The following is a 23,213-nucleotide window of genomic DNA, read 5'->3' on the forward strand; positions in this document are numbered from 1 at the left end:
CCTATCGGTTCAGTTTCTGCATGATCTTGGCGCGCAGACGGCGGCTGGACATCTCGTCCAGCGGCGCCAGGTCGCCTTGGACGCCGAGCGGCAGATGTTCGGCCGGTCGGTCGGGATCGCCGAAGACATAGTAGTCAAACAGGGCCCGCCACGCCTGCTTCTCCGCCGTGGGCCGGTCGCGCAGGCTGAGCATGCCGTGCAGCAGGGTGGTCATCGGCGTGTCCATGAAGGCGGGCGTCGGGTTCCACCAATAGTTGATCATGGCGTTGAAAGCGTCCAACGCCTCGACATTGTGCCACCACAGGGCGGGATAGAAGAGGACGTCGCCCGGCTCCAACTCCGCGATCTCGCCCGCCTCGGCGGCCAGACTGTAGCGGGCAAAACGGTCGAGATCGGGATGGGACGGATCGACCAGGCTGACGACCTGGCCGCCCGGGGTGGGCTCCAGGGGGCCTGGGTAGAGGTTCTCGATCTGGTCGGGGGGGAACAGGGTGAAGCGTCGGCGCCCGACCAGGCAGCAGGCCAGGTTGTTGGACATGTCGAAATGGGTCGCCGCCGTCGTGCGATTGCCCATCCAGATACTGACCGTGGGGGGATCGCCGCCGTCCATCGACAGGCCCAGGTCGTTCTCTTCGCGCAGGCCAGGCATATAGGCGTCCAGATCGGTCGAGCCGATGTAGAAGGACGGGGAGACGACGCTTTCGAGGTGCGACGCCACCGTGTCGAGATAGGCGCTCAAGGGCACGCGCTGGGCCTGGAAATTCAGCCCGGCGAAATCCTCACGATAGAAGTATCGGCCTTTGATCTCCGGCGGTCCCGTATAGCCCACCACGGGGCGGCCGGCGTCGAAGCGCTTCAGATAGTCGATCGCGGCCTGGGGGCCTTGGCGACCGGCGGCGGCCAAAGGCCAGTTCGAGGCCAGCCCCCGGAAGATGACCGGCTGCTGGTCCGTCAGCAGTGACGCCAGGGGCGGCAGGACCGTCTGGCCTTCGACGACGCGGGTTCGGCGCGTGATGGTTCCGGCGCGGGCGGCTGAAGCGGGGAGGGGCGCCGTCATCCGCCCGCCGCCTTGGCGTTCTTTCTGGCCACCAGGTGATCGATATTGGCCATGGATGCGGCGGCGTAGATCGCCGTTTCCAGCCAGCCGTCGCGGTGCAGTCGTTCAAGCTCCGACCCTGTCAGCGCCGCCAGTCGTTCGCGGCTGACGGCGTGGAAGCGGTCGAGATCATAGCGCAGGCCCTCGCCGATGGTGATGTCGATGGCGACCGGCTCGATCAGCCCGACTTCCGAGAAGGCGGCGAACATGGCGCGGGTCTGGGCCAGGCCCTCATAGATGGCGAACAGCGCCTGGCTGACGCCGTTCAGATAATCGGTATTGCCGCCATGGCGGCGAAAGACCGGCTCGCCGCCCTGGCGGACGATACGGGGGTGTTCCAGATCGACGTTGATCCTGGGGTCATGACCCTGGCCCGGCGTGTCGCCGGCCTGGACGCCGATGGAAAACGGGCCGCGACGGTGGATCGCGGGCACATAGCGCGCCGACCAGGCGTTTCCGTCGAGATAGAGGTTCTCGTCCCGATCAAGCCCCAGAAGCACGACGGCCTGAAAACTCCCCTCAGGATCCGGGCGAAACAGGATGACATATTCCCGCTGCAACGCCTCGAACTCGGTGGCGAAGACGCGGGTCAGGTTAACGGCGTCGCCGTAGGTGGCGCCATAGCCCTGGGCGACCTGAAGGTCGGCGTGGTCGATGTTGTTCAGGGGTACGATGTGAGGCACGGAACAGGCTCTCCAGAACGCCGCCCCATACTGGCCGGGGTCGGTGTTCGCGGCAATCTACAGATCGCCTGGGCAAGGCGCGCGGGGCCTTGGCCAGAACGACACAGGGCCGCCGACATTCGGCGGCCCTGGTTTCGTTTCGACCTCGCGATCAGAACCGGGCGCGCAGACCCAGAAGATAACGCGGTTGCAGTTCTTGAGCGAAGTACAACTGACGCTCGCTGCGGCCGTAGGTGCGGATCGACTCGCTCGTCAGATTGATCCCCTCGAACGACACCGCGATATTGTCCGTCACATCATAGCTGATGTTCAGGTCCAGGGTGCCGAAGGGCGCGGTGAACACCGGGTTCCGGCTGGTGCCGTCGCGGTTGGTCTGGGTCAGGTATTTGTCGCGCCAGTTATAGGCGAGACGGGCCGACAGACCGTGGTTGTCGTAAATCAGGGTGACGTTGGCGCTGTCGCTGAGGCCCAGCAGGGCGAACTGGTCGATGCTCGGGTCGGCGCCGACGTCCACCTCCACGTCGCCATTGACGATCGTGTAGGAGCCGGCGATGCCGAAGCCGGTGTCGCCCAGGAAGTACTGACCGGAGAACTCGAAGCCGTTGATGTTGGCCTCGCGGTTGTTCACCGGCTGCGAGACGACGAAGTCGAACAGCGGATCACCGGCCACAGCCGAGACGTCGAGTCGGGTCAGCACATCGTCGGTGAAGCCCTGGTCGAGGGCGCCGTTCGGCCCCGTGCGCGCCGCGTTGAACTGGGCGTCGGTCAGGGTCGTGTTGCCGCCGTTCTCGATCAGCAGCGCCGTGTAGGTGAACAGGTTCACGTCCGACAGATCGGCATTGAGCGCCGCCAAACGACCCATGGCGATGCCTGAACTCGTACCCGCCGCGCCCGAGGTGGGGTCACGCAGGTCGAACAGGTTACGGGTGACCTGGCCCTGGCCAATGAAGTTGCGGACCCGCTTGTCGAAGAAGCCGGCCGAAACATAGCTGGACGGGGCGAAGTACCACTCGGCCGAGAAGTCCAGGTTGTCGGAGACCAGAGGCAGCAGATCCGGGTTGCCGGAAGTGCCGGTCGCCTCGCCGCCGAGGACAGTGGGTCGACCGGGGGCGTTCACCGTCGTGGCGGTGAACAGGTTGCCGAAGTCCGGTCGGGCGAGGGTGCGGCTGTACGAGGCCCGCAGCTTGACGTCTTCGCGAGGCTCGATCGAGAAGTCGAGCGACGGCAGGACGTTGTCATAGCTGCCTTCGCCGCTCACCGGCGACACGTCGCTGCCGAAGACGCGGGTGAAGTCGTTGTCGGACACCCAACGGATCGAGGTCGGCACCGCAACCAGCGAGGTGGCGTCGACGTCGGTCTTTTCGTAGCGAACCCCGGCGACGACCTGAATCGGCATTTCGCCGAGCAGACCTTCGAAGGTCACCTGTCCGTAGACCGCCCAGGTCTTTTCTTCGACGACATTGTAGTCGCGGCCGTTGATCTCGACCGGGCTGCCGGCTTCGGCGACGTTGTTGAAGGGGTTCCGGTCGGCCGCATAGGCGGGCGACAGGGCGTCATAAAGGGCTGCGGCATTGGCGCGGAAGGCCACCAGCGAGGCGCCGGTGGCGCCGGGGTTGTAGCTGTCGAACTTGCAGGTCAGGCAGAACTGTTCGAGCAGGCCGGGCGCCAGGGAGTCGACGTCGCCCGGATTATTGACGCCCCAGTCGCCCAGGGTCTGCTGGGTCTGCACGCGCTGGCTGATCATTTCGGAGTCGATATATTCGGTTCCGAAATCGAAACGGCCGCCATTGCCGAAGTCGTAGCTGCCGCTCAGGTGGATTTCTTGGATCTCCTGACGCTGCTGCGAGGCGTTGGTGCGGGCGATGGAGCTCCCGACGTCCGGTGTGTCCAGCACGCCGTTGTCGTTGCCGAACAGGTCATCCCGGAAGGTGATGCTCTGCACGGGGATGTCGCCCGTGTAGTCCACCGAATGGGCGCCGATGACCTTGGCGCCCAGACCCACCAAGATCGAGCTGGTTCCATTCGGACCGTCGGGCAAGCTCTCGGCCACGGAGGAGTGGGCGTCGAGCGTCACGGTCAGATTGTCGGTGGCGTCCCACTTGGCGTTGAAGCCGAAGGATTCCAGCGTGTCCTTGGTGGCGCGGTACTGTTGCTCGAAGCCGGTATCCTTGGCGCCGGCGATGGTTTCCTGCAGGAAGACAGTGGTGGCGATGGCTTCGTTGTCGTCGAACCGCACCTCTCCGAACGGACGGTTGAACCAGTTGGTCTGGTCGGTCCGCGCCTCATTCGTGGTGTTTTCGGCATAGAGGGCGTCGGCCGTCAGGGTCAGGCTTTCCATAGGACGCCACTGGAGCACCGCCTGACCGTTAAAGCGTTCGCGCTCGGATTCGGAGAAGTGGTAACGGCTGTCGTTGGGAACCGCGATCAGCTGGTTGGTCGCCGGCGCATTGATGATATCGGTCTGGGCGTTGATGTAGGGACCAGCCGTATTCAGGAACTCGTCGCGGCGCATCACCGTCCAGGCGTTGGAGGTGGCGCTGACGGCGGCGCTGTCGCGGCGTTGATAGCTGCCGAACACCTGGACGCCCAGGGTGCTGGCCTCGTTTCGCCAGCTCAGCAGGCCGGAGGCCTCGGGTGTGACGTCGTCGCCGCCATCGACGCTGGCGTCATGCACGGCCTTGACGCCGAAGCTGCCGTTCACGCCGGCTTCGCGGTTGTTCAGCGGCCGACGGGTGACCACATTGATCGTGGCGCCGATGCCGCCCGACGGCACCGCCGCCTGGCCCGTCTTGTAGACTTCCAGCAGGCTGACCGCTTCGGACGCGATGTTGGAGAAGTCGAACGAACGGCTGGTGGCGGTCGAGAAGTCGACGCTCTGGTCGCCGCCGACGGCGACGACGTTGGCGGTCGGCATCTGACGACCGTTCAGGGTCACAAGGTTGAAGCCGCCGCCGAAGCCGCGGACCGTCACTTCGGAGCCTTCGCCGTTCACGCGGTTGATGGAGACACCGGGCACCCGTTGCAGCGATTCCGCCAGGTTGGTGTCCGGGAACTTGCCGATGTCTTCGGCGGAGATGGCGTCGACAACGCCGTTGGAGTCGCGCTTGATGTCCATGGCGCGCTCGAGACTGGCCCTAACGCCCGTGACGACAATCTCATCGACCGTCGTCGCTTCGCTCGGATCCTGGGCGGTTGGCGTGGCTTGCGCGACGGCGACAGCAGGCAAAGCCAAGCCCGCAAGCAGGGCGAATGCCGACGTCGAACGCACGAGTGCCTTGGTGAACTTATAACCCCTCATTGTTTCCCTCCGCGACGGCTAAGCCATCGTCCATTGTGATTTAGCGACGGTCTGCACCACCGCAGGCTGAAAGTTCCTCCATTGTCATACGTTGTCAATCAAAATGGTAGCGCTACCGAAACATAGTGGAAATAATTCGATAACTGATGCCGCTGGACCACGCCGCCAACACTCGATAGCTGGTCGCATCGGAGTGCGAAGGAGCAGGGCCCAGGGGTGAGCAGGAGTTCGCGACGTTCAACGATCGTGGACGTGGGGCGGAGGGCCGGCGTATCGACGAAGACGGTGTCGCGGGTCTTCAACGAACAACCCAACGTCAGCGAGGCGGTGAGGCTGCGCGTCCGCGCGGCTGCGCTGGAGCTCGACTACCACCCCAATGTCCTGGCCCAGGCCCTGGTCCGGCGACGGTCGCATCTGATCGGCCTGGTCTACGAGAACCCGTCGCCCAGCTATGTGGTCGAGTTGCAGCGCGGGGTGCTGGATCGGCTGAGGCTTGATCGGTATCGCCTCGTCGTGATCCCGGTCGCCTCGATCGCAGGCCGGGAGGACGAGATCGTCGGACTGCTCCGCTCGACGGCGCTCGACGGCGTGGTGCTGGCCCCTCCGGCGTCGGACAATCTGAAGATCCTGGCCGGTCTGACCTCCGCCGGCATAAGGTTCGGACGCATCGCACCGACCCATTCCCTGGACGCCGGCCCCAGCGACATCATCGACGATGTCGCCGCGTCGCGAGAGATCGCCGAGCATCTGATCGCTCTGGGACATCGCAGGATCGCGATCATTCTGGGCGATCCGACCCATCCCGCCAGCACGGCGCGGACGCGAGGCTATGACGAAGCCTTTGCAGCGGCGGGGATCGTCATACCCCCGGACCACATTGAGCCGGCGCTCTTCACGCGTGAAAGCGGATATGTCGCGGCTCAACGGATCTTCGACAAGGGCCTGTCGCCAACCGCCATCCTTGCGCAAAACGACGACATGGCCGTCGGCGCCCTGATGGCGGCGCGCGAACGGGGGCTGAGCGTGCCGGAGGATCTTTCCATCGCGGGCTTCGACGATTCGGAAGTGTCCCGGATCACCTGGCCGACGATCACGACGATCCGCCAGCCCGTCTTCGAAATGGCGGCGTCGGCCGCCGACATGGTGATCGGCCAGTTGGCGGGCGGGGAGTTTCCCAGGCTTCGCGAGCATGGGCACGAACTCCTGGTCCGCAGATCGACCGGCCCAGCCCGCCGATCATCGACGGAAGCGGCAACGGGTCCAAGGCCGTGAAGCCTCAGGCTTGATATCGGGCTTCACCTGTCAGCGGTCCTGAATCGTAAGACTCCAACTCGCTGAATTCCATAAAACTTCAGGTTCTTGATTCATTGGAATCCAGGCGATTGGACGTTGCGGCGGCCCCCCCCGCTAAACGCGGGTTTTTATGAATCCTTTAGGCGCAGACTCGGGACTCACATCGCGCCATTATGCGTCTCCATGGTGCTGTCCCGCTCGAACTTGAGCGAGGAGGCCGACATGGCTGATGTGATCTTTCTGGCGGTCGGGGTAGGGGCGTTCGTCGCCTTCGCCGCGCTCGCCGCAGCGTTGAAACGGGTGTGACGATGATCGCCATGCTCTGGGGGGCGGGGGCGGTGGTCGTCGCCGTTTACATGGTCGCGGCGCTGCTGCGGCCCGAGCGGTTCTGAAGAACCGGGACTGAAATCATGAACATTCAAGGATGGGGCGAGATCGCCCTGACCCTTGGGCTGGCCGTTCTGCTCGGCTGGCCCATCGGCGTTTACATGTCGCGCGTCTGGAACGGCGAACGGACCTGGCTGGACCCGGTGCTGAAGCCGGTGGAGGCTGTCTTCTATGGCGCAGCCGGCGTCGATCCGAAGCGCAGCCAGGGCTGGCTGGGTTATGCCGGCGCCCTGCTGGCCTTCAACCTGGCGGGCTTTGTGCTGCTGTACGGGATCCTGCGGATGCAGGGGTTTCTGCCGCTGAACCCCCAAGGTTTCGCGGGCGTCGCGCCGCACCTGGCCTTCAACACCGCCGTCAGCTTCGTCACCAACACCAACTGGCAGAGCTATGGCGGCGAGGCGACGATGTCGACCTTCAGTCAGATGGTCGGGCTGACGGTGCAGAACTTCGTCTCAGCCGCGACGGGCGCGACCATAGCGGCTGCGCTGGCGCGGGCCTTCGTCGCCCATCGCGGCGAGGGCGTCGGCAATTTCTGGGCCGACCTCACGCGGACCACACTCTATGTGCTGCTGCCCGCAGCCTTCGTGCTGGCGGTCGTTCTAGCCGGTCTGGGCATTGTGCAAAGCCTGGCGGCGAATGTGCAGGCTACAGGCGTTGAGGGTGGAACCCAGACCCTGCCGTTGTTCCCGGCGGCCAGTCAGGTGGCGATCAAGCAGTTGGGCATCAACGGCGGCGGCGTCTTCAACGTCAACGGCGCCCATCCGTTCGAGAATCCGTCGCCTCTGACCAATCTGATCACCGCCGTGGCGATCAACGTCATGGGCTGGGCCGCCTTCTTCGCCTTTGGCCGCACGGCATCGGCGGGGCGGGACGTCAAGGCCCTGGCGACGGCGGCCGTGATCATCCTGACTGTGTCCAGCGCGGCCATGTACGCCATCGAGACTCAGCCGGCCCCGGCCTTGGTCGCCGCCCATGTGGACGCTTCAGTCAACATGGAGGGCAAGGAGGTCCGCTTCGGCGCCCCGGCCTCCACCGTCTGGTCCGTCGTTACGACGGGGGCGTCGAACGGCTCGGTCAACTCGATGCACGCCAGCTATATGCCGTTGGGCGGAGCCTTGCAGATGTTTCTGATGCAGCTGGGCGAGATCCTGCCCGGCGGGATCGGGTCGGGCATCGCCATCATGGTGGTCATGGCCCTGCTGTCGGTCTTCGTCGCCGGCCTGATGGTCGGTCGCACGCCGGAGTATCTGGGCAAGAAGATTGAAGCGCGCGAGATCCAGTTCGCCATGATCGCGGTGCTGGTCCTGCCGCTTGCGATCCTGGGCTTCTCGGCGGTCAGCGCGGTGTTTCCCACCGCCTTGGCGGGGCTGCTGAACGAGGGCCCGCATGGCCTTTCGGAGATCCTCTACGCCTACACCTCTGCGGCGGCGAACAACGGCTCGGCCTTTGCGGGTCTGACCGCCAACGCCCCCTGGTGGAACACGACCCTGGGGCTGGGGATGCTGTTCGGGCGGTTCATTCCGGCCGTCGCCGTCCTGGCCATCGCCGGCAGCCTGGTTGTCAAGCCCAAGCTGGCGCCCAGCGCCGGCGCCCTGCCCACCGACAACGGCCTGTTCATCGGCCTGCTGATCGGCGTGATCCTCATCCTCGGCGGTTTGCAGTTCCTGCCCGCCCTCGCCCTGGGACCGATCGTCGAGCACTTCCAGGTGCTCGCGGCGGTCGCCGGCGCCTGATCCTTCGGACAACCTGACATGACACAAATCACATTGGATCCACGCGGGGGGGACCCACGCGAGGGCGGCCGCACGTCGCCCCTCGCCGGCGGTCTCTCCGGGGCGATGATCGGGCGCGCCGTCGGCGAGGCTTTCGTCAAGCTGAACCCGATCAAACTGGTCAAGAACCCTGTGATCTTCACCACCTGGATCGTGGCGCTTCTGTCCACGATCTCGGCGGCGGCGGCCATGGCCGGCGGTCAGTCGGCGGGCTTTGCGGTGCAGCTGGCGCTGTGGCTGTGGGCCACGGTCCTGTTCGCCAATGTCGCCGAAAGCGTCGCCGAAGGGCGGGGCAAGGCGGCGGCGGATTCCTTGCGCGCCACTCGCGTCACGACCAAGGCCAAGCTGATCGTCGACCCCGAGACCGGCGCTGTGGTTCCGACCAATGCGTCCGAGCTCGAGGTCGGATCGATCATCCTGGTCGAGGCCGGCGATGTGATCGCCTCGGACGGCGAGATCATCGAGGGCGTGGCCTCGGTCAACGAGGCCGCCATCACCGGGGAAAGCGCCCCGGTGATCCGCGAAAGCGGCGGCGACCGGTCGGCGGTGACCGGCGGCACTACCGTGGTGTCCGACTGGATCAAGGTGCGCATCACGGCCAAGCCCGGCTCGACCTTCCTCGACCGCATGATCGCCATGGTCGAGGGCGCGGACCGTCGTAAGACGCCGAACGAGCTGGCCCTGGCCGTGCTGCTGGCCGGCCTGACCCTGGTCTTCCTGATCGCGGTCGTGACCCTGGTCGGCCTGGGCGCCTATTCGGGCGTCGATCTGGATCCGATGGTGCTGGGCGCCCTGTTCATCACCCTGATCCCGACCACGATCGGGGGACTGCTGTCCGCCGTCGGCATCGCCGGCATGGACCGGTTGCTGAAGGTCAATGTGCTGGCCACCTCGGGCCGTGCGGTTGAGGCGGCGGGCGACGTCGACACCCTGCTGCTCGACAAGACCGGCACCATCACCTTCGGCAACCGCATGGCGACCGAGGTCATCCCGGTTCCGGGCGTTCGTCCCGAGGCCGCCCTGGCCGCCGCCGTTATGGCGTCCCTGGCCGATGAGACGCCCGAGGGCCGCTCCATTGTCGAACTGGGCCGCAACGCCGGCGTCTCGGGGGAACAGCCGGCCGGCGCCGTCGCCATCCCCTTCACCGCCGTCACCCGCCAGTCGGGCCTGGATGTCGGCAAGGACGGCTGGCGCAAGGGCGCGGTCGATGCGGTGCTGAAGGATCTGAACCTGTCCGACGGCTCGGCCCCGGCCGAGTTCCGCCAGGCCGTGGACCGGATCGCCCGCTCGGGCGGCACGCCTCTGGCGGTGACCCAGAACGGCGTGCTGGTCGGCGTCATCCACCTGAAGGACGTGGTCAAGCCGGGCGTTAAGGCGCGCTTCGCCGACCTGCGCCGCATGGGGCTGCGCACCGTCATGATCACCGGCGACAATCCGGTGACGGCGGCGGCCATCGCCTCGGAGGCCGGGGTGGACGACTACCTCGCTGAGGCCACCCCAGAGGACAAGATGCGGCTGATCAAGGCCGAACAGGCCAAGGGCCGTCTGGTCGCCATGTGCGGCGACGGCGCCAATGATGCTCCGGCCCTGGCTCAGGCGGACGTCGGCGTGGCGATGCAGACCGGCGCCCAGGCGGCGCGCGAGGCGGGCAATATGGTCGATCTGGACAGCGATCCGACCAAGGTCATTGAGATCGTCGAGGTCGGCAAGCAACTGTTGATCACGCGCGGCGCCCTTACGACCTTCTCGGTCGCCAACGACGTGGCCAAGTATTTCGCCATCATCCCGGCCATGTTCGTGGTCTCGCTGCCGGCGCTAGGCGCGCTGAACGTCATGCGTCTGCACAGCCCCGAGAGCGCCATCCTGTCGGCGGTGATCTTCAACGCCCTGGTCATCGTCGCCCTGATCCCGCTGGCGCTGAAGGGCGTGAAGTACCGAGCCATCGGCGCCGGCGCCCTCCTGGGTCGCAATCTGCTGATCTACGGCCTCGGCGGTCTGATCGCCCCGTTTGTCGGCATCAAGCTGATCGACCTCGTCATTTCCGCGCTGGGCCTGGCCTGATGCGCGCTTCCAAGGATATCTCCATGCGCGCTGTGCCCGCGTCGAAAACCAGTTTCTGAGGCGACGATCATGGTCAATTCGTTCCGTCCGGCCATCGCGATGATGGCCTTGTTCACCCTCCTGCTGGGGCTGGCCTATCCGCTGGCGGTGACGGGGATCGCCCAGGCCGCCTTCCCCAGCCAGGCCAACGGCAGTCTGGTGCGCGACGCCGGAGGGCGGGTCGTCGGCTCGGCTCTGATCGGTCAGCCGTTCGTGGGCGTGACCTATCTGCACCCGCGCCCGTCGGCGGCGGGCGACGGCTATGACGCCGCCGCCTCGTCGGGCTCGAACATGGGGCCGTTGAACCCGGACCTGGCGGGGCGGGTCGCCGAAAGCGCCCAGGCCATCCGCGCCGAGGACGGCGACGGCGTCATCCCTGCCGATGCGGTGACGACCTCGGGTTCGGGCCTCGACCCGGACGTGTCCCCGGCCTACGCTCGGCTTCAGGCCGCGCGGATCGCCCGCGCCAGAGGCGTTTCCGTGCAGCAGGTCCAGAGCATCATCGACAGCCAGACCGAGGGGGCCTTCCTCGGTTTCATCGGTCAGCCGCGGGTCAATGTCCTGCTGACGAATCGCGCGCTGGACGCCCGCTTCGGCGCGGAGGGCTGATTGCCCGAGGCGGAGCCCGAAACGCCTGCGACTTCAGCCGTTTCGCGCCGCAAGCGCGGGCGGCTGAAGGTGTTTCTGGGCATGTCGCCCGGCGTGGGCAAGACCTACGAAATGCTGCGCGCCGCCCGCCGTCGAAAGGCCGAGGGGCTGGATGTCGTGGTCGGAGTGGTCGAGACCCACGGCCGCAAGGAGACCATGAGCCTGCTGCGCGGGCTGGACGTCATGCCGCGCGCACCGATCGACCATCGCGGTCGATCGCTGATGGAGTTCGATCTCGACGGCGCCCTGGCGCGCCGACCAGGACTGCTTCTGGTCGATGAATACGCCCATTCCAACGCGCCCGGTTCGCGGCATCCGAAACGCTGGCAGGACGTGGAGGAGCTGCGCGACGCCGGGATCGACATCTGGACGACGCTGAATATCCAGCATCTGGAAAGCCTGTCCGACGTCATCCTGCGGATCACCGGCGTGCGTCAGCGCGAGACGGTGCCCGACAGCGTCCTGACCGAGGCCGATGACATCGAGGTGGTGGACATCACGCCCGAGGACCTTCGCGCCCGCCTGGCCGAGGGCAAGGTCTATGTGCCCGAGACGGCGCGGGTGGCGTCCGAGAACTTCTTCAAGCTGGAGAATCTGACGGCCCTGCGTGAACTGGCCCTGCGCCGCGCGGCCCAGACGGTGGACGATCAGCTGCTGTCGCATCTGCGGGATCGCGGCGTGTCCGGGCCTTGGGCGGCGGGCGAGCGTATCCTGGTCCTGGTGGGCGGCGACGCCATGAGCGCTTCTCTGGTGCGGACCGGGCGGCGGATGTCGGACATGATGATGGACGCTCCCTGGTCGGTGGCCCACGTCGAACGGCCGTCGGGTTCGCGCTCGGATTCCCGCTCCATCGCGCGCCTGTCCGAGGCCTTCAAACTGGCGGAACAGCTCGGCGCCCGGCCAGTGACGCTGAGCGGCGACGATGTGGTTCGCGCCGTTCTGGATCACGCCCACCGCAACAACGTCACCCAGATCGTCATCGGCAAGACGCGGGGCGGGCGGTTCGCCGAATGGACCGGCCGGGCGCTGGCGACCGAACTGCTGCGCAAGGCCCAGGGCGTCGCGGTTCATGTGGTGACCGAAGGCGATCTGGCGGCGCCCGAACCGGCGATGCGACCGGGGCCGCGCAGCGCCGTGGATTGGCGCGCCTATTGCGTGAGCGCCGGGTTCATCGGGGCGGCGACCGGTATCGCCCTGCTGCTGGACACGCGGTTCGAGCGGGTCGATCTGGGTGTCATCTATCTTGCGGCGGTCGTGGCGGCGGCGGTGCTGAACGGGCTGCGGCCGGCCCTGGCGGCCGCGACCCTGGCCTTTCTGACCTACAACTTCCTGTTTCTTCAGCCGCGCTACAGCTTCCTGATCGGGTCCCCCACCGACTTCCTCACCCTGGTGCTGTTCTGGGCCGTGGCCCTGGGCGCCGGGGCCCTGGCGGGGCGGGTGCACGAACAGGCGCGGGCGGCCCAGAGGCGCGCCGCCGCCGTCTCGGCCCTGCTGGCCGCCAGCCAGACCCTGTCGGCGGCCCAGGATCGCGCCGGCACGGCCCGAAGCCTGGCCGAACAGGCCTCGGCGGCCGCCGGGGCAGGGGCGGTGGTCCTGCTGCCGGACGGCGACGACATCGTCCTGGCGGCCGCCAGTCCCGAAGGCGTCGTTCTGGGCGCCGACGCCATGGCCGCCGCCCGCTGGGCCTGGATGCATGGCGAGGTCGCGGGCCACGACACCGGCACCCTGCCGCAGAGCCGTTGGCGGTTCCAACCCTTGCAGGGCGTGCGCGGCCGGGCCGGGGTGGCGGGGATCGACGCCTCGGCCGTGGCGGCGGGCTCGGACGAGGAGCGGCTGGCCCTGGCCCTGCTCGATCAGGGGGCCGTGGCGCTGGAGCGCGCCGACTTGGCGGGTCAGGCGCTGGAGACCGAGACCCTTCGCCGGGCCGACCGGTTCCGCGCGGCCCTGATGAACTCCGTCAGCCACGACCTGCGCACGCCCTTGTCGACCGTACTGGGCTCGGCGACGACCCTGATCGACTATGGCGCCAGCCTCAAGCCCGAGGTGCGCGACGACCTGCTGCTGAGCATCCGCGAAGAGGCCGAGCGTCTGTCGCGCTATGTCGGCGATCTGCTGGACATGACCCGGTTGGAAGGCGGCGGCCTGAACGTCCGCACCGACTGGACCGACGTGCGCGACATCCTGAACGCGGCCGCGGACCGGGTGTCGCGCCGCCTGGGCCAGCGCAAGGTGACGCGCGATTTTCCGGCTCAACTCAGCATGGTCGAGGCCGATCCGGGCCTGTTGGAGCAGGCCGTGGTCAACATCCTGGAAAACGCCATCGCCTACAGCCCGGACGGCACGACCATCGAACTGGCGGCCTATGAGGACCGAGGCGCAGTGGTCATCTCCATCGAGGACGAGGGGAGGGGCATCCCCACCGCCGAACTGGAGCGGGTGTTCGACAAGTTCCGGCGTATGGAAGAGTCCACCGACCGGGCCCCCGACCGCGTCCAGGGCGCCGGTCTGGGCCTGGCTATCGCCAAGGGGTTCGTCGAGGCCCTGCGCGGCCGTATCGCCGCCGCCAGCCCGATCCAGGACGGACCAAACGGCGGCAAGCTGGGCACCCGCATTCTGATCAGCCTGCCCAAGTCCATCGCCACCCATCCGGATCTGCTGTGATGTCCGCCGTCCGCCCTCAGGTCCTCGTCATCGACGACGAACCCCAGATCCATCGCTTCCTGTCCCCGGCTCTGGACGTCGCAGGCTATGAACCTCGTCGGGCCGACAGCGGTCAGGAGGGGCTGCGCGCCATCGCCCTGTGGAACCCTGACGCCGTGGTGCTGGACCTCGGTCTGCCCGACATGGACGGCAAAGACGTGCTGCTGCGGGCGCGCGAGTTCTACAAGGGACCGATCATCATCCTGTCCGCCCGCGATCGGGAAGCCGAGAAGATCGCGGCCCTGGACTTGGGCGCCAACGACTATGTCGAAAAACCCTTCGGGGTCGGCGAACTGCTGGCCCGTATACGAGCCGGGCTGCGACAGGGGGCGTTGACGCCGGTCGCTGGGGGTGTGGTTACGGCGGAGGATGTCATAATCGATCTGGACCGCCGGATCGTGACCCGCGCCGGCGAGCGGGTGAAACTGCGGCCCAAGGAGTACGATGTTCTGGCCTATCTGGCGCGGAACGCTGGCAAGGTCTTGGGTCACGTCGATCTGCTCACGACCGTCTGGGGCGCCAGCCATGCCCACGATGTCCAATATCTGCGCGTCGTCGTCGGTCAGCTCAGGCTCAAGCTGGAGCCAGACCCGGCACAGCCGGCTTTGCTGGTGACTGAGCCAGGGGTTGGATATCGTTTGGCTGTGTTGTGAGCGCTTCTGAATCGTATACCTCCAACTCGCTGAATTCCATAGAACTGCAGGTTCCTAGTTCATTGGAATCCGAGCGACTGAGTAGTTCCGCTGGCCGTGTCGCCGGCCTTGGCGGTGTGGTCGGGCGGAGGGCGAGCCGGTTAGCGACCTGCCCGTCGGGCCTGGGTCAACTCTCGGGCGGCGACCGTGAAATCCGCCTGAAACTCTTGATCGGCTTTAAGCCGCGCAACCAGGGCCGCCCCGACAATACGGCCAGCCTCGACGTCGCTGGGATAATGGACGCCGCAGATGACGCGGCTATCGCCATAGGCCAGGCCCCGCGCGAGAATGGCGTCAGCGCGATCCGGCGCCATTTCCGTCAGCACCAGGGCCCAGGCCCAGCCCAGAGCGGCGTGTCCTGACGGATAGGCCCCGCTGGCGGCCAACCAGGGTTCGGGCGCGATACAGGTCGCCGCCGGCTCGGCCACGAAGGGGCGGGGGCGAGTGAAGCCCCGTTTGGCCGGGGTCTGGATCGTCTCCAGGTCGCCCAGCATCCGCCCCAGAAGACGGGTTAGGGTCGGCATGCGTTCGGGATCGAAGTGAATCCCGAGGGCTTCGTCGAAGATTCGAGGGGCTTCTGGCGTCTCGATCTCGTTGTCGGCGCGGGCCAGGGCCCAGCGCGCGCTGTCTTGGAGCGCGCGGGTGGCGCGATAGACGGCGACGTCGTCCTGGGCGCGCAGCGAACCTTCGGCCGGCGGGGGCGGCAGGAAGGCGGCGGCGTTCGGCGCAGCGTCCTTGGCCAGATAGCCGTGAGGATGATCGCGAAAGCCGGTCCAGAACTCGGGAGCGGGAGCGGGAGCGGGGGCGGTGGCGCAGCCGACCAAGGAAAGCGCGAGGGAAACGGCGAAGGCGACGGCCGCGGGGCGGCGGTCGGTAGACGTGTTGATCATGAAACTCTGGAATTCCGGACGCTGTGATTTTGGGCGTCAGGCCGGCAGTGCGCCCGGCCGGCCGTTTTCGACCACCCAACTGTTCAGGGTGGACACCGAAGCTCGTGGATCGCGCACGTCGGAAATGGCGCGGTAACGGGTGTTCACCCGGTCGCGGTCCATGTCGATGGACATGTAGCCCCGCACCCGGCTGTCGAAGAATTTGATCTGCGGATTGTTCGGCATATTGGCCATCATAGCATCATGAGGCGGTCCCGAGGACGAGATGGAAGTGCCGACGAACTCGGTCGCTACGGTGGCCGACGAAGGGTCAGCGCTGACGCGTTTGACGTCATTGGTCCAGAAGGAGTGGTAGTCGCCGCTGAGCACAATGGGGTTGGACGGCTTCAGCGTCGCCAGGGCCTCGGTCATCCGGTCCCGCGCGACGGGGTAGCCGTCCCAGGTGTCGGTCCAGTAGCGGGTCTCGGCGTCGCCGTTCCCGAACCTGAGTCCCGCCATCACCAGGTCCTGCCCCAGGATGTTCCATCGCGCCTGCGAGCGGGCCAGGCCGTCGTACAGCCAACGCTCCTGATCGAAGCCCAGGAAGGTGCGCGCCGGATCCAGCCGATCGGGGCAGGCGGCGTCGGTGACCACCTGGCCCTTGCCACCGTTGACGCCGTCGCTGCAGGCCTGCTTCGACCGGTATTGGCGGCCGTCCAGCATGAAGAACTCGGCCAGTCGGCCATAGCGAACGCTGCGATAGATCGGCATCTGTAGACGCGCGTTCAGTCGCGTGCGGCGGATGGGCATGGCCTCGTAGAAGGCCTTGTAGCCGGCGGCGCGGCGCAGCAGGAAATCATTGGGGGCGACGCCGGGGGTCTTGGACCAGACGCCGGAATAGTCGTCCTGAATCTCGTGATCGTCCCAGACCGCCAGGCAGGGGGCGACGGCGTGCAGGCGCTGGAGATCGGCGTCGGTCCGGTGCAGGGCGTAGCGGTTGCGATAGCCCGCCAGGGTCGTCGCCTCTTCCAGCCCGTAGGGCCGCACCACATTCGCCGCCTGGGCGCCGGTGCGGGTGTATTCGTAGATATAGTCGCCCAGGAACAGGGTCAGGTCCGGCGCCTCGTCGGCCATATGGCCGTAGGCGCTGAAATAGCCCGACTCCCAGTTGGAGCAGGAGGCGATGGCCAGTCGCAGACGGTCGATGTCGGCGTTCGGGGCAGGGGCGGTGCGGGCGCGACCGATGGGGCTCTGCTGCCCGAGGGCCGTGAACCGGTACCAATAGGGGCGGTCGGGCCTCAGGTGTTCGATCTCGACATGCAGGCTGTGGGCGTCGCCACGGTCCGCCGCCGCCTCGCCAGAGGCGACGATGTGGTGAAAGGCCTCGTCTGCCGAAATCTCCCAGCGCACACTGACCGCACCTCCCATGCTGCCGAGGCCGTCAGGCGCAAGCGGATCGATCGCCAGCCGTGTCCAGATGACGAAGCCGTCGGGCGCCGGATCGCCGCTGGCCACGCCCAAGGGAAAGACATAGGCGCCGCCGCCCTGAGCTTGCGCCTGACCAAATCGCAGCACCAGGGGCGCCGCGACCAGGCCGCCGAGCAACAGGCGCCGGTTCATCGGAAAAGTGGGTTTCAGCATACGGGAGGCTTTCGAGCGAATTTAGCGCATAGGGCGGACCGGCGCGAACCGGTCCGCCCTTCTCTCAGACCTTAGAAGTCCATCGACAGACGGACCGCCACAGTGCGGCCCGGCTGTGGCGAGGTGGTCGGACGGGCCGACCCGTTGAAGCCGTTGCGCGTCTCTTCGTAGTAGGTGTTGAAGAGGTTGCGCACCGACAGGCCGACGCGCCAGTTGGCGTTCGTGGGGCCGCTGGTGAAGTTGGCGTTCCACAGCCAGTAGGCCGGAATGATCGACGAGGCGCTGGTCGAATACAGATCGTCGCGATAGTTGTAGTTGGTCTCCGCCCGCAGATCCAAACCACCCATCTGCCAATCATAGGCTATGGAGCCGCCGTAGTTCATCTTGGGGAAGGGCAGTTTTTCGCCCGCACGATCAGTGTAGATGATCACATCCCACGGCCCGTTGGTGGGGTTGGCCGCAGCCGTCGCCGTCGTATCGACCGAGTTATATTCGTCGTATTCGCCGTGCTTGTAGCTGACGTTCTGGCTGATGCTCAGGCCGGCGATGGGGTTCCATTCGAACTCCAGTTCGGCGCCGTAGATGTACGACTTGGGCACATTGTCGATCTTACCCACCCGGCCGGCGGTTCGGTCGTACAGAACCGTTTGAACCTGCTGGTTTTTATAGTCGTAATAGAAGACCGAGCCGTTCAAACGCATCGAACGGTCGAGAAGGTCGGATTTGACGCCGGCCTCATAGGCGATCAGTTCTTCCGGCGCGAAAGGGGTGGCCGATGTGGCGTTGTAGGTGGTGAAGCCGCCGGACTTCACGCCGCGCGCGACGTTGGCGTAGAAAAGCGAGTTGTCGCTCAGGTCATATTCTAAGCCCAGCTTGCCGGTGACCTCGGACATATCGGTGGAATAGGTGACTTCCGCGCCGGGCGTCGCGCTGAGGCGGTAGGTGCCGGGGCTGGTCAGGCTGCGCTCTTCATACTCGTAACGCAGGCCCAGGATCAGGTTCAGCCGGTCCGTGGCCTTGAAGCTGTTGTTGGTGAAGACGCCGATCGATTCCACATCCTGCTTGTACGGCGTGTGGATCAGGGCGGTGATGGCGCGGTATTCCGTATAGAAGCCGCCGTCGTTGCTCTCGTTCGAATAGTGGAGACCGGTCATCCAGTTCCACCGGCCGTCCTTGTTCGACGCCAGGCGGAGCTCCTGCGAAACCACGTCGATGTCGTTGTAGAAGAAGACGTCGGATTCGCGCGCGCTGGTGCCGTCCCAGTCATTGTATTCGGACCGCGTGAACGACTGGTAGGCCGAGATTGAGGTCAGGTCCGCCCAGCCGAGGTTTGCCGTCACCCGTGCGCTGAGGTCCAGGCCGTCATTGTCGCGACCCGGCTTGTCGCCAACCGATCGACCGGCCACCTTGGCCAACTGTTCCGACAGCGACCAACCGGTAACGCGCCAGGCCGTATCCTTGGGAATGGTGACGCCGCCAGCGGTCGTATAGTCGCCCAGCAGGCGGAAGCCCAGGCCATCGGACTTGTCGACCATATAGGTCGCCGCCAGATCAACGGTCACGTCGTCCGTCGCATCCCAGGTTAGTCGGCCGCGCACGGCGGTCTTGTCCAGATCGCCCAGCTTCTGACCGGTGTCGCGATTGTACTGCCAGGCGCCGCCCTGTTCGGTGACGAGCGCGAGGCGGCCCAGCAGGCCTTCGGCGATCTGGCCGGAGACATAGCCGTCCAGCTTGTAACGATCATACGAACCGTATTCGCCGGTTACGCCGGCGCGGAAGTCCGCCGTGGGCGCATTGGTGATGATGTTGACGGCGCCGCCGGTCGTATTGCTGCCGTACAGGGTGCCCTGCGGTCCGCGCAGCACCTCGATGCGCGCGATGTCGAACAGGGCGCCCTGGGTCGTCACCGTATAGGGGTGGGCCACTTCGTCGACATAGATGCCCACGGTCGAGGCGTTGTTGCTGGAGTATTCCCGGGCGCCGACGCCGCGAATGCGAAACTGGGGCTGGCCGCCGCCGAACTGGCTGTCGACCTCAAGGTTGGGCACGACGTTTTCGAGGTCGTTGACGACGGAGATGTTCTTTTCATCCAGCTCCTGGCCGCCGACCACGCTGAGCGAGGCGCCGACGTCCTGGCTGGCTTGTTCGCGGCGCTGGGCGGTGACGACGATGTCCTGGACCGTCGTCGCATTGGTCTGGGAATTGGTTTGGGCTGCGGCCGGCAGGGCCGCCAGTGCGAGAACGGCGCCGGAGGCGCCGAGGAGAAGACGTTTCATTTGATCATCCTTCGGGCGACGCGCGGGGACACCCCCTCCCTCGCGCGCCGAAGCGTTTGGGGATGTTGTCGAACAGTCGCCTTATCCGGCCGTCAGGCGAGGCGGTCGCGGGCTTGGGGAGGAGGCCAAGGCCGCCTTCGCTTCACCAGAAAAACAACTGTTCGACAACGATCCGGGGGATAGGCTGCCGAAGCGATGCTTTTGTGAAGCTTATCTAAAGTGTTTTTGTCACGTCTGAGCCTGCGTGCGAGATGCGCGGATAACGGGTGTTCTATCTTGTGGCGCGTGCGACCAACTGATTTGCGCCCGCTATAAGCTCCGTCGACGACACGGGAATTCCCGTCGCGGAAGATATCAGGGCGCGCCCCTTGATCCAGAGTGCGAAGCGGGTCGCGGCCAAGCGCGTCAGGTCGAATTCTGCAGGCCAGACGCCGATGCTGTTGTAGTAGGTGCCGCCGCCCTCCGGGCCACGGAGCAGCATGGCAAGATCCCGCAATGACGGATCGCGCCGCGCCTCGACGCAAATGCTGGCAATCAGGCGGGCGTATCGGATGTAAAAGCCCTCCGTATCCGGCGGGAGGGAGACCGTGGGCGCCATAAGCCGCGTCCAACGCTCCATATCTGCGCTTTCAGCGTCGCCTTCGGGCCGCTGGCCGGCCATGTAACGGGGCATGTCTCTGAACACGCTGTGCCAGACCGCGTCGAGAACGAAGCGTCGCATATCGGGCCAATGATAGGCGATGGTTGAGGTGGAGGTGCCGGCAACGGCGCTGACGGAACGGTTGGTTATGGCCGTTACGCCGCCCGCCAGGATCTGGTCCGCCGCAATATCCAGTAGTTTGTGTTGGATCGAGTCCGCCTCTAACCCCTCGGCGGGAGCTTGAGGCAGGATCAGGTTCTCGCGATACCAAAAGGTCGCCGTCGCCGGCCTTTCAGGCAGACCAAGGCCATGGTCGATCAGCCCGCCCAGACCTTCTGCGGCGATGATTTCATATTCAGTCCGTCCCTGAAGCGCGCCGGCGTAGAATTGTTCGATCGTAGTCCAGGCGATCAGGGGGGCGGCGTAGCTCTCCAGCTGAGGAATGCCCGCCAGCTGCTCGCTCCAGGCCGTCTTGAGCATCGTGTCCCATCGCCGCATCAGATCGAAACGCGCCGACGAGGAATCGCTTTCAAGCAGCAGGGCTTCCCAGACACGTGCAAAACCCGCTTCGTCCGAGGCGCGCAGACGAACATAGTGCTGGACCAAGGTCAGAAGGGTGTCGCGGTTCAACTCCAAACCGGCGACCGATTGGAAGAATCGGACATGGAAGTCCGTATCCAGCCTCAACGCTTCTTCGCCCACCGCCTGGATCAGACCGGACTTCGTCCCAAACAGATTGACGATGACCGTCGTGCTCTTTTCGACCGATTGGGCCAAGTCACGCATCGTCAGACTATGAAGTCCGTTCGCCGCGGCTTGGGCTATGGCCGCCTCGACAATCTGCTGTGCGTCGGCGGTTCGGCTGGTCGCTTGGGATCTGAGCATGGGCTTAAATGCAGTCCCGTAGAATAGCTGTCGAGTGACCGAATGCGATGATGGCGTGACGATTTGAATTCCGCCTTCAGGGCGGCGCCGCCAGCGTTCCTAATCCTGGGAGGGGGATGTTCAGGGTGCGTTCCAATCGCCAGGTCAGACGTCGCGCTTGGGACTTCTCCGCCATGGGGCAGGGGCGCCGTGTGGCGTCTAGCGAGAAGGCGATCGAAAATCGGTGAATGCGGACCGCTCAAAGCCCCGCTGCTGCGCGTTTTGATAGCTGCGCCGCGGGTCTTTGCGCTCCAGGGTAAGCCTGCCTTGCAACACCTTCGAACTTGGGTCTGCTTCGCATAATATATCTTAGGCGATAACCGGACGGCTTCGACCAAAGTCGCCCTGACGCTTGTCTCATAGCTGCGCCACTCTCTCGTCAATGCGCCGCTAGCGGCGTGAACGGTCGGAAAGACCTGATAGCTGGGAGGCTACGCAATGACGGACAGCGCCACGGGTGCGCCGGTCGATGAGTATGTGGTGGGTAAGAACGACAAGCTGGTGATCCTGGCGTCGTCGGTCGGCACCGTTATCGAGTGGTATGATTTCTATCTGTACGGGTCGCTGGCCGCGATCATTACGGTTCAGTTCTTCTCGGGCGTCAACGAGACGACCGGCTATATCTTCGCCCTGATGGCCTTTGCGGCCGGGTTTGCGGTGCGACCTTTCGGGGCCATTGTGTTCGGGCGGCTGGGCGACCTTTGGGGTCGCAAGAACACATTCCTGGTGACCATGCTGCTGATGGGGCTTTCGACCTTCGTGGTCGGTCTCTTGCCGCCCTATGCGGCCATCGGCATCGCAGCGCCGATCATCCTGGTGCTGATGCGGTTGATCCAGGGCCTGGCCCTGGGCGGCGAATATGGCGGCGCCGCCACCTATGTGGCCGAGCATGCGCCACATGGTAAACGCGGCTTCTACACCTCCTTCATCCAGATCACGGCGACGGCAGGCTTGGTGCTCAGCCTGGTCGTCATCCTGGGCGTGCGGGTTTCGGTCGGCGAAGAGGCCTTCGCAGAATGGGGCTGGCGGATTCCGTTCCTGGTCTCGATCCTGCTGCTGGCGGTGTCGCTGTGGATCCGTCTGAAACTGTCTGAGAGCCCGTCGTTCAAGCGGATGAAGGCCGAGGGCAAGGGTTCCAAGACCCCGCTGAAGGACTCCTTCGGCAAATGGCCCAATCTGAAGCTGGTGCTGATCGCCCTGCTCGGCCTGACCGCCGGCCAGGCCGTGATCTGGTACACGGGCCAGTTCTACGCCCTGTTCTTCCTGGAACGGGTGATGAAGGTGGATGCGACCCTGGTCTATGTGATGCTGACCATCGCCTTGGTCGCGGCCTCGCCCTTCTTCATCTTCTGGGGCTGGCTGTCGGACAAGGTGGGACGCAAGCCGGTCATCCTGGCCGGGTGCCTGATCGCCGCCCTCACCTATTTCCCGCTGTTCAACGCCCTGACCCAGGCCGCCAATCCGCGCCTGGCCGCCGCCGCCGCCTCGGCGCCGGTCGTGGTCTATGCCGATCCGGCGGACTGCAACGTCCAATTCGACCCCATCGGCAAGACGGTGTTCAACCAGTCCTGCGACGTGGCCAAGTCGCACCTGGCCAAGGCCGGCGTCACCTATACCAATATCGAGGCGCCCGCAGGCACGGTGGCCGAGGTGCGGATCGGTGATCAGGCGGTCGTCCAGAGCTTCCGCGGCGACGCCATGGCCCCGGCGGACTTCGCGGTCGAGAAGAAGGCCTGGGACAAGGATATGAGCGCCGCCCTGACCGCCGCCGGCTATCCGGCCAAGGCGGACAGCGCCCTGGTCAACAAGCCGATGGTGGTGCTGATCCTGTTCATCCTCGGCTTCTATGTGACCATGGTCTACGGACCGATCGCGGCGGCCCTGGTCGAGATGTTCCCGACCAATATCCGCTACACCTCCATGTCCCTGCCCTATCATATCGGCAACGGCTGGTTCGGCGGCTTCCTGCCGACCACGGCCTTCGCCATCGTGGCGGCGACGGGGAATATCTACTCCGGCCTCTGGTATCCGATCATCGTGGCCTTGGCGACGGTCGTGCTGGGCTTCCTGCTGGTCAAGGAAGGCAAGGACGTCGATCTAAACGCCTGATCCTGCTTTCGGGTGTGAATGAGGGGCGGGGCGTCGCAAGGCGGCCCGCCTTTCACTTGTTAAATCTCCCCTGCCCGGTTCAGAT

16 protein-coding genes are annotated in these 23,213 nt (G+C 65.7%); 9 read left to right on the forward strand and 7 right to left on the reverse strand.

Annotated elements, in window-relative coordinates; translation table 11 throughout:
* Position 1: 1 nt before the first annotated feature.
* The 3 genes from ACW177_RS08885 to ACW177_RS08895 all read right to left on the reverse strand — a co-directional run bounded on the left by ACW177_RS08885 (position 2) and on the right by ACW177_RS08895 (position 4,894).
* Entirely contained in the window at positions 2-1,057 is a 1,056-nt protein-coding gene (locus ACW177_RS08885) for a cupin-like domain-containing protein (protein ID WP_492025365.1), read from the reverse strand.
* Entirely contained in the window at positions 1,054-1,779 is a 726-nt protein-coding gene (locus tag ACW177_RS08890) for a SapC family protein (protein ID WP_492025366.1), read from the reverse strand. The genes ACW177_RS08885 and ACW177_RS08890 overlap by 4 nt, the downstream gene beginning before the upstream one ends.
* A 151-nt stretch (positions 1,780-1,930) precedes the next feature.
* Positions 1,931-4,894 carry a TonB-dependent receptor gene (locus ACW177_RS08895; RefSeq protein ID WP_492025367.1) on the reverse strand — a complete coding sequence of 988 codons (2,964 nt, stop codon included), beginning with the start codon at positions 4,892-4,894 and terminating at the stop codon, positions 1,931-1,933.
* A gap of 435 nt (positions 4,895-5,329) precedes the next feature.
* Here ACW177_RS08895 and ACW177_RS08900 point away from each other — a divergent pair, with 435 nt between their 5' ends.
* From ACW177_RS08900 to ACW177_RS08935, 8 genes are all read left to right on the forward strand, one after another.
* Positions 5,330-6,349 carry a LacI family DNA-binding transcriptional regulator gene (locus ACW177_RS08900; protein WP_492025368.1) on the forward strand — a complete coding sequence of 340 codons (1,020 nt, stop codon included), beginning with the start codon at positions 5,330-5,332 and terminating at the stop codon, positions 6,347-6,349.
* 204 nt (positions 6,350-6,553) lie between these two features.
* A complete protein-coding gene (locus ACW177_RS08905) occupies positions 6,554-6,676 on the forward strand; it encodes a hypothetical protein (protein WP_492025369.1) in 123 nt (40 codons plus the stop codon).
* A gap of 2 nt (positions 6,677-6,678) precedes the next feature.
* On the forward strand, positions 6,679-6,762 hold the full coding sequence (locus ACW177_RS08910; protein ID WP_081836166.1) for a potassium-transporting ATPase subunit F: 84 nt from the start codon (positions 6,679-6,681) through the stop codon (positions 6,760-6,762).
* An 18-nt stretch (positions 6,763-6,780) separates the two neighbouring features.
* Positions 6,781-8,490, forward strand: a complete 1,710-nt coding sequence (gene kdpA, locus ACW177_RS08915; RefSeq protein ID WP_492025370.1) for a potassium-transporting ATPase subunit KdpA — start codon at positions 6,781-6,783, stop codon at positions 8,488-8,490.
* Positions 8,491-8,595: 105 nt separating this feature from the next.
* The gene (gene kdpB / locus ACW177_RS08920) at positions 8,596-10,590 is read left to right on the forward strand and encodes a potassium-transporting ATPase subunit KdpB (protein WP_492025371.1); all 1,995 of its coding nucleotides are present in this window, start codon (positions 8,596-8,598) and stop codon (positions 10,588-10,590) included.
* 69 nt (positions 10,591-10,659) lie between these two features.
* Positions 10,660-11,238, forward strand: coding sequence for a K(+)-transporting ATPase subunit C (kdpC, locus tag ACW177_RS08925; RefSeq protein WP_492025372.1), 579 nt, complete (start codon positions 10,660-10,662; stop codon positions 11,236-11,238).
* The gene (locus ACW177_RS08930; RefSeq protein ID WP_492025373.1) at positions 11,239-13,938 is read left to right on the forward strand and encodes a DUF4118 domain-containing protein; all 2,700 of its coding nucleotides are present in this window, start codon (positions 11,239-11,241) and stop codon (positions 13,936-13,938) included.
* Complete coding sequence (locus tag ACW177_RS08935) at positions 13,938-14,630, forward strand: response regulator (protein WP_492025374.1); 693 nt, start codon at positions 13,938-13,940, stop codon at positions 14,628-14,630. The genes ACW177_RS08930 and ACW177_RS08935 overlap by 1 nt, the downstream gene beginning before the upstream one ends.
* A gap of 140 nt (positions 14,631-14,770) precedes the next feature.
* Here the strand turns inward: ACW177_RS08935 and ACW177_RS08940 are convergent, their stop codons facing one another.
* The 4 genes from ACW177_RS08940 to ACW177_RS08955 form a co-directional block, all read right to left on the reverse strand.
* The gene (locus ACW177_RS08940; protein ID WP_492025375.1) at positions 14,771-15,559 is read right to left on the reverse strand and encodes an acid phosphatase; all 789 of its coding nucleotides are present in this window, start codon (positions 15,557-15,559) and stop codon (positions 14,771-14,773) included.
* A gap of 36 nt (positions 15,560-15,595) precedes the next feature.
* Complete coding sequence (locus tag ACW177_RS08945) at positions 15,596-17,179, reverse strand: alkaline phosphatase D family protein (protein ID WP_492025376.1); 1,584 nt, start codon at positions 17,177-17,179, stop codon at positions 15,596-15,598.
* Between the two features lie 71 nt (positions 17,180-17,250).
* Positions 17,251-19,455, reverse strand: coding sequence for a TonB-dependent receptor (locus tag ACW177_RS08950; RefSeq protein WP_492025377.1), 2,205 nt, complete (start codon positions 19,453-19,455; stop codon positions 17,251-17,253).
* 271 nt (positions 19,456-19,726) lie between these two features.
* The gene (locus tag ACW177_RS08955) at positions 19,727-20,980 is read right to left on the reverse strand and encodes a TetR family transcriptional regulator (RefSeq protein WP_492025378.1); all 1,254 of its coding nucleotides are present in this window, start codon (positions 20,978-20,980) and stop codon (positions 19,727-19,729) included.
* Between the two features lie 477 nt (positions 20,981-21,457).
* Between ACW177_RS08955 and ACW177_RS08960 the strand changes: the two genes are divergently transcribed.
* Complete coding sequence (locus ACW177_RS08960) at positions 21,458-23,128, forward strand: MFS transporter (protein ID WP_492025379.1); 1,671 nt, start codon at positions 21,458-21,460, stop codon at positions 23,126-23,128.
* Positions 23,129-23,213: the final 85 nt, after the last annotated feature.

It is taken from the genome of Brevundimonas sp. AVps23W (genome assembly GCF_058681395.1).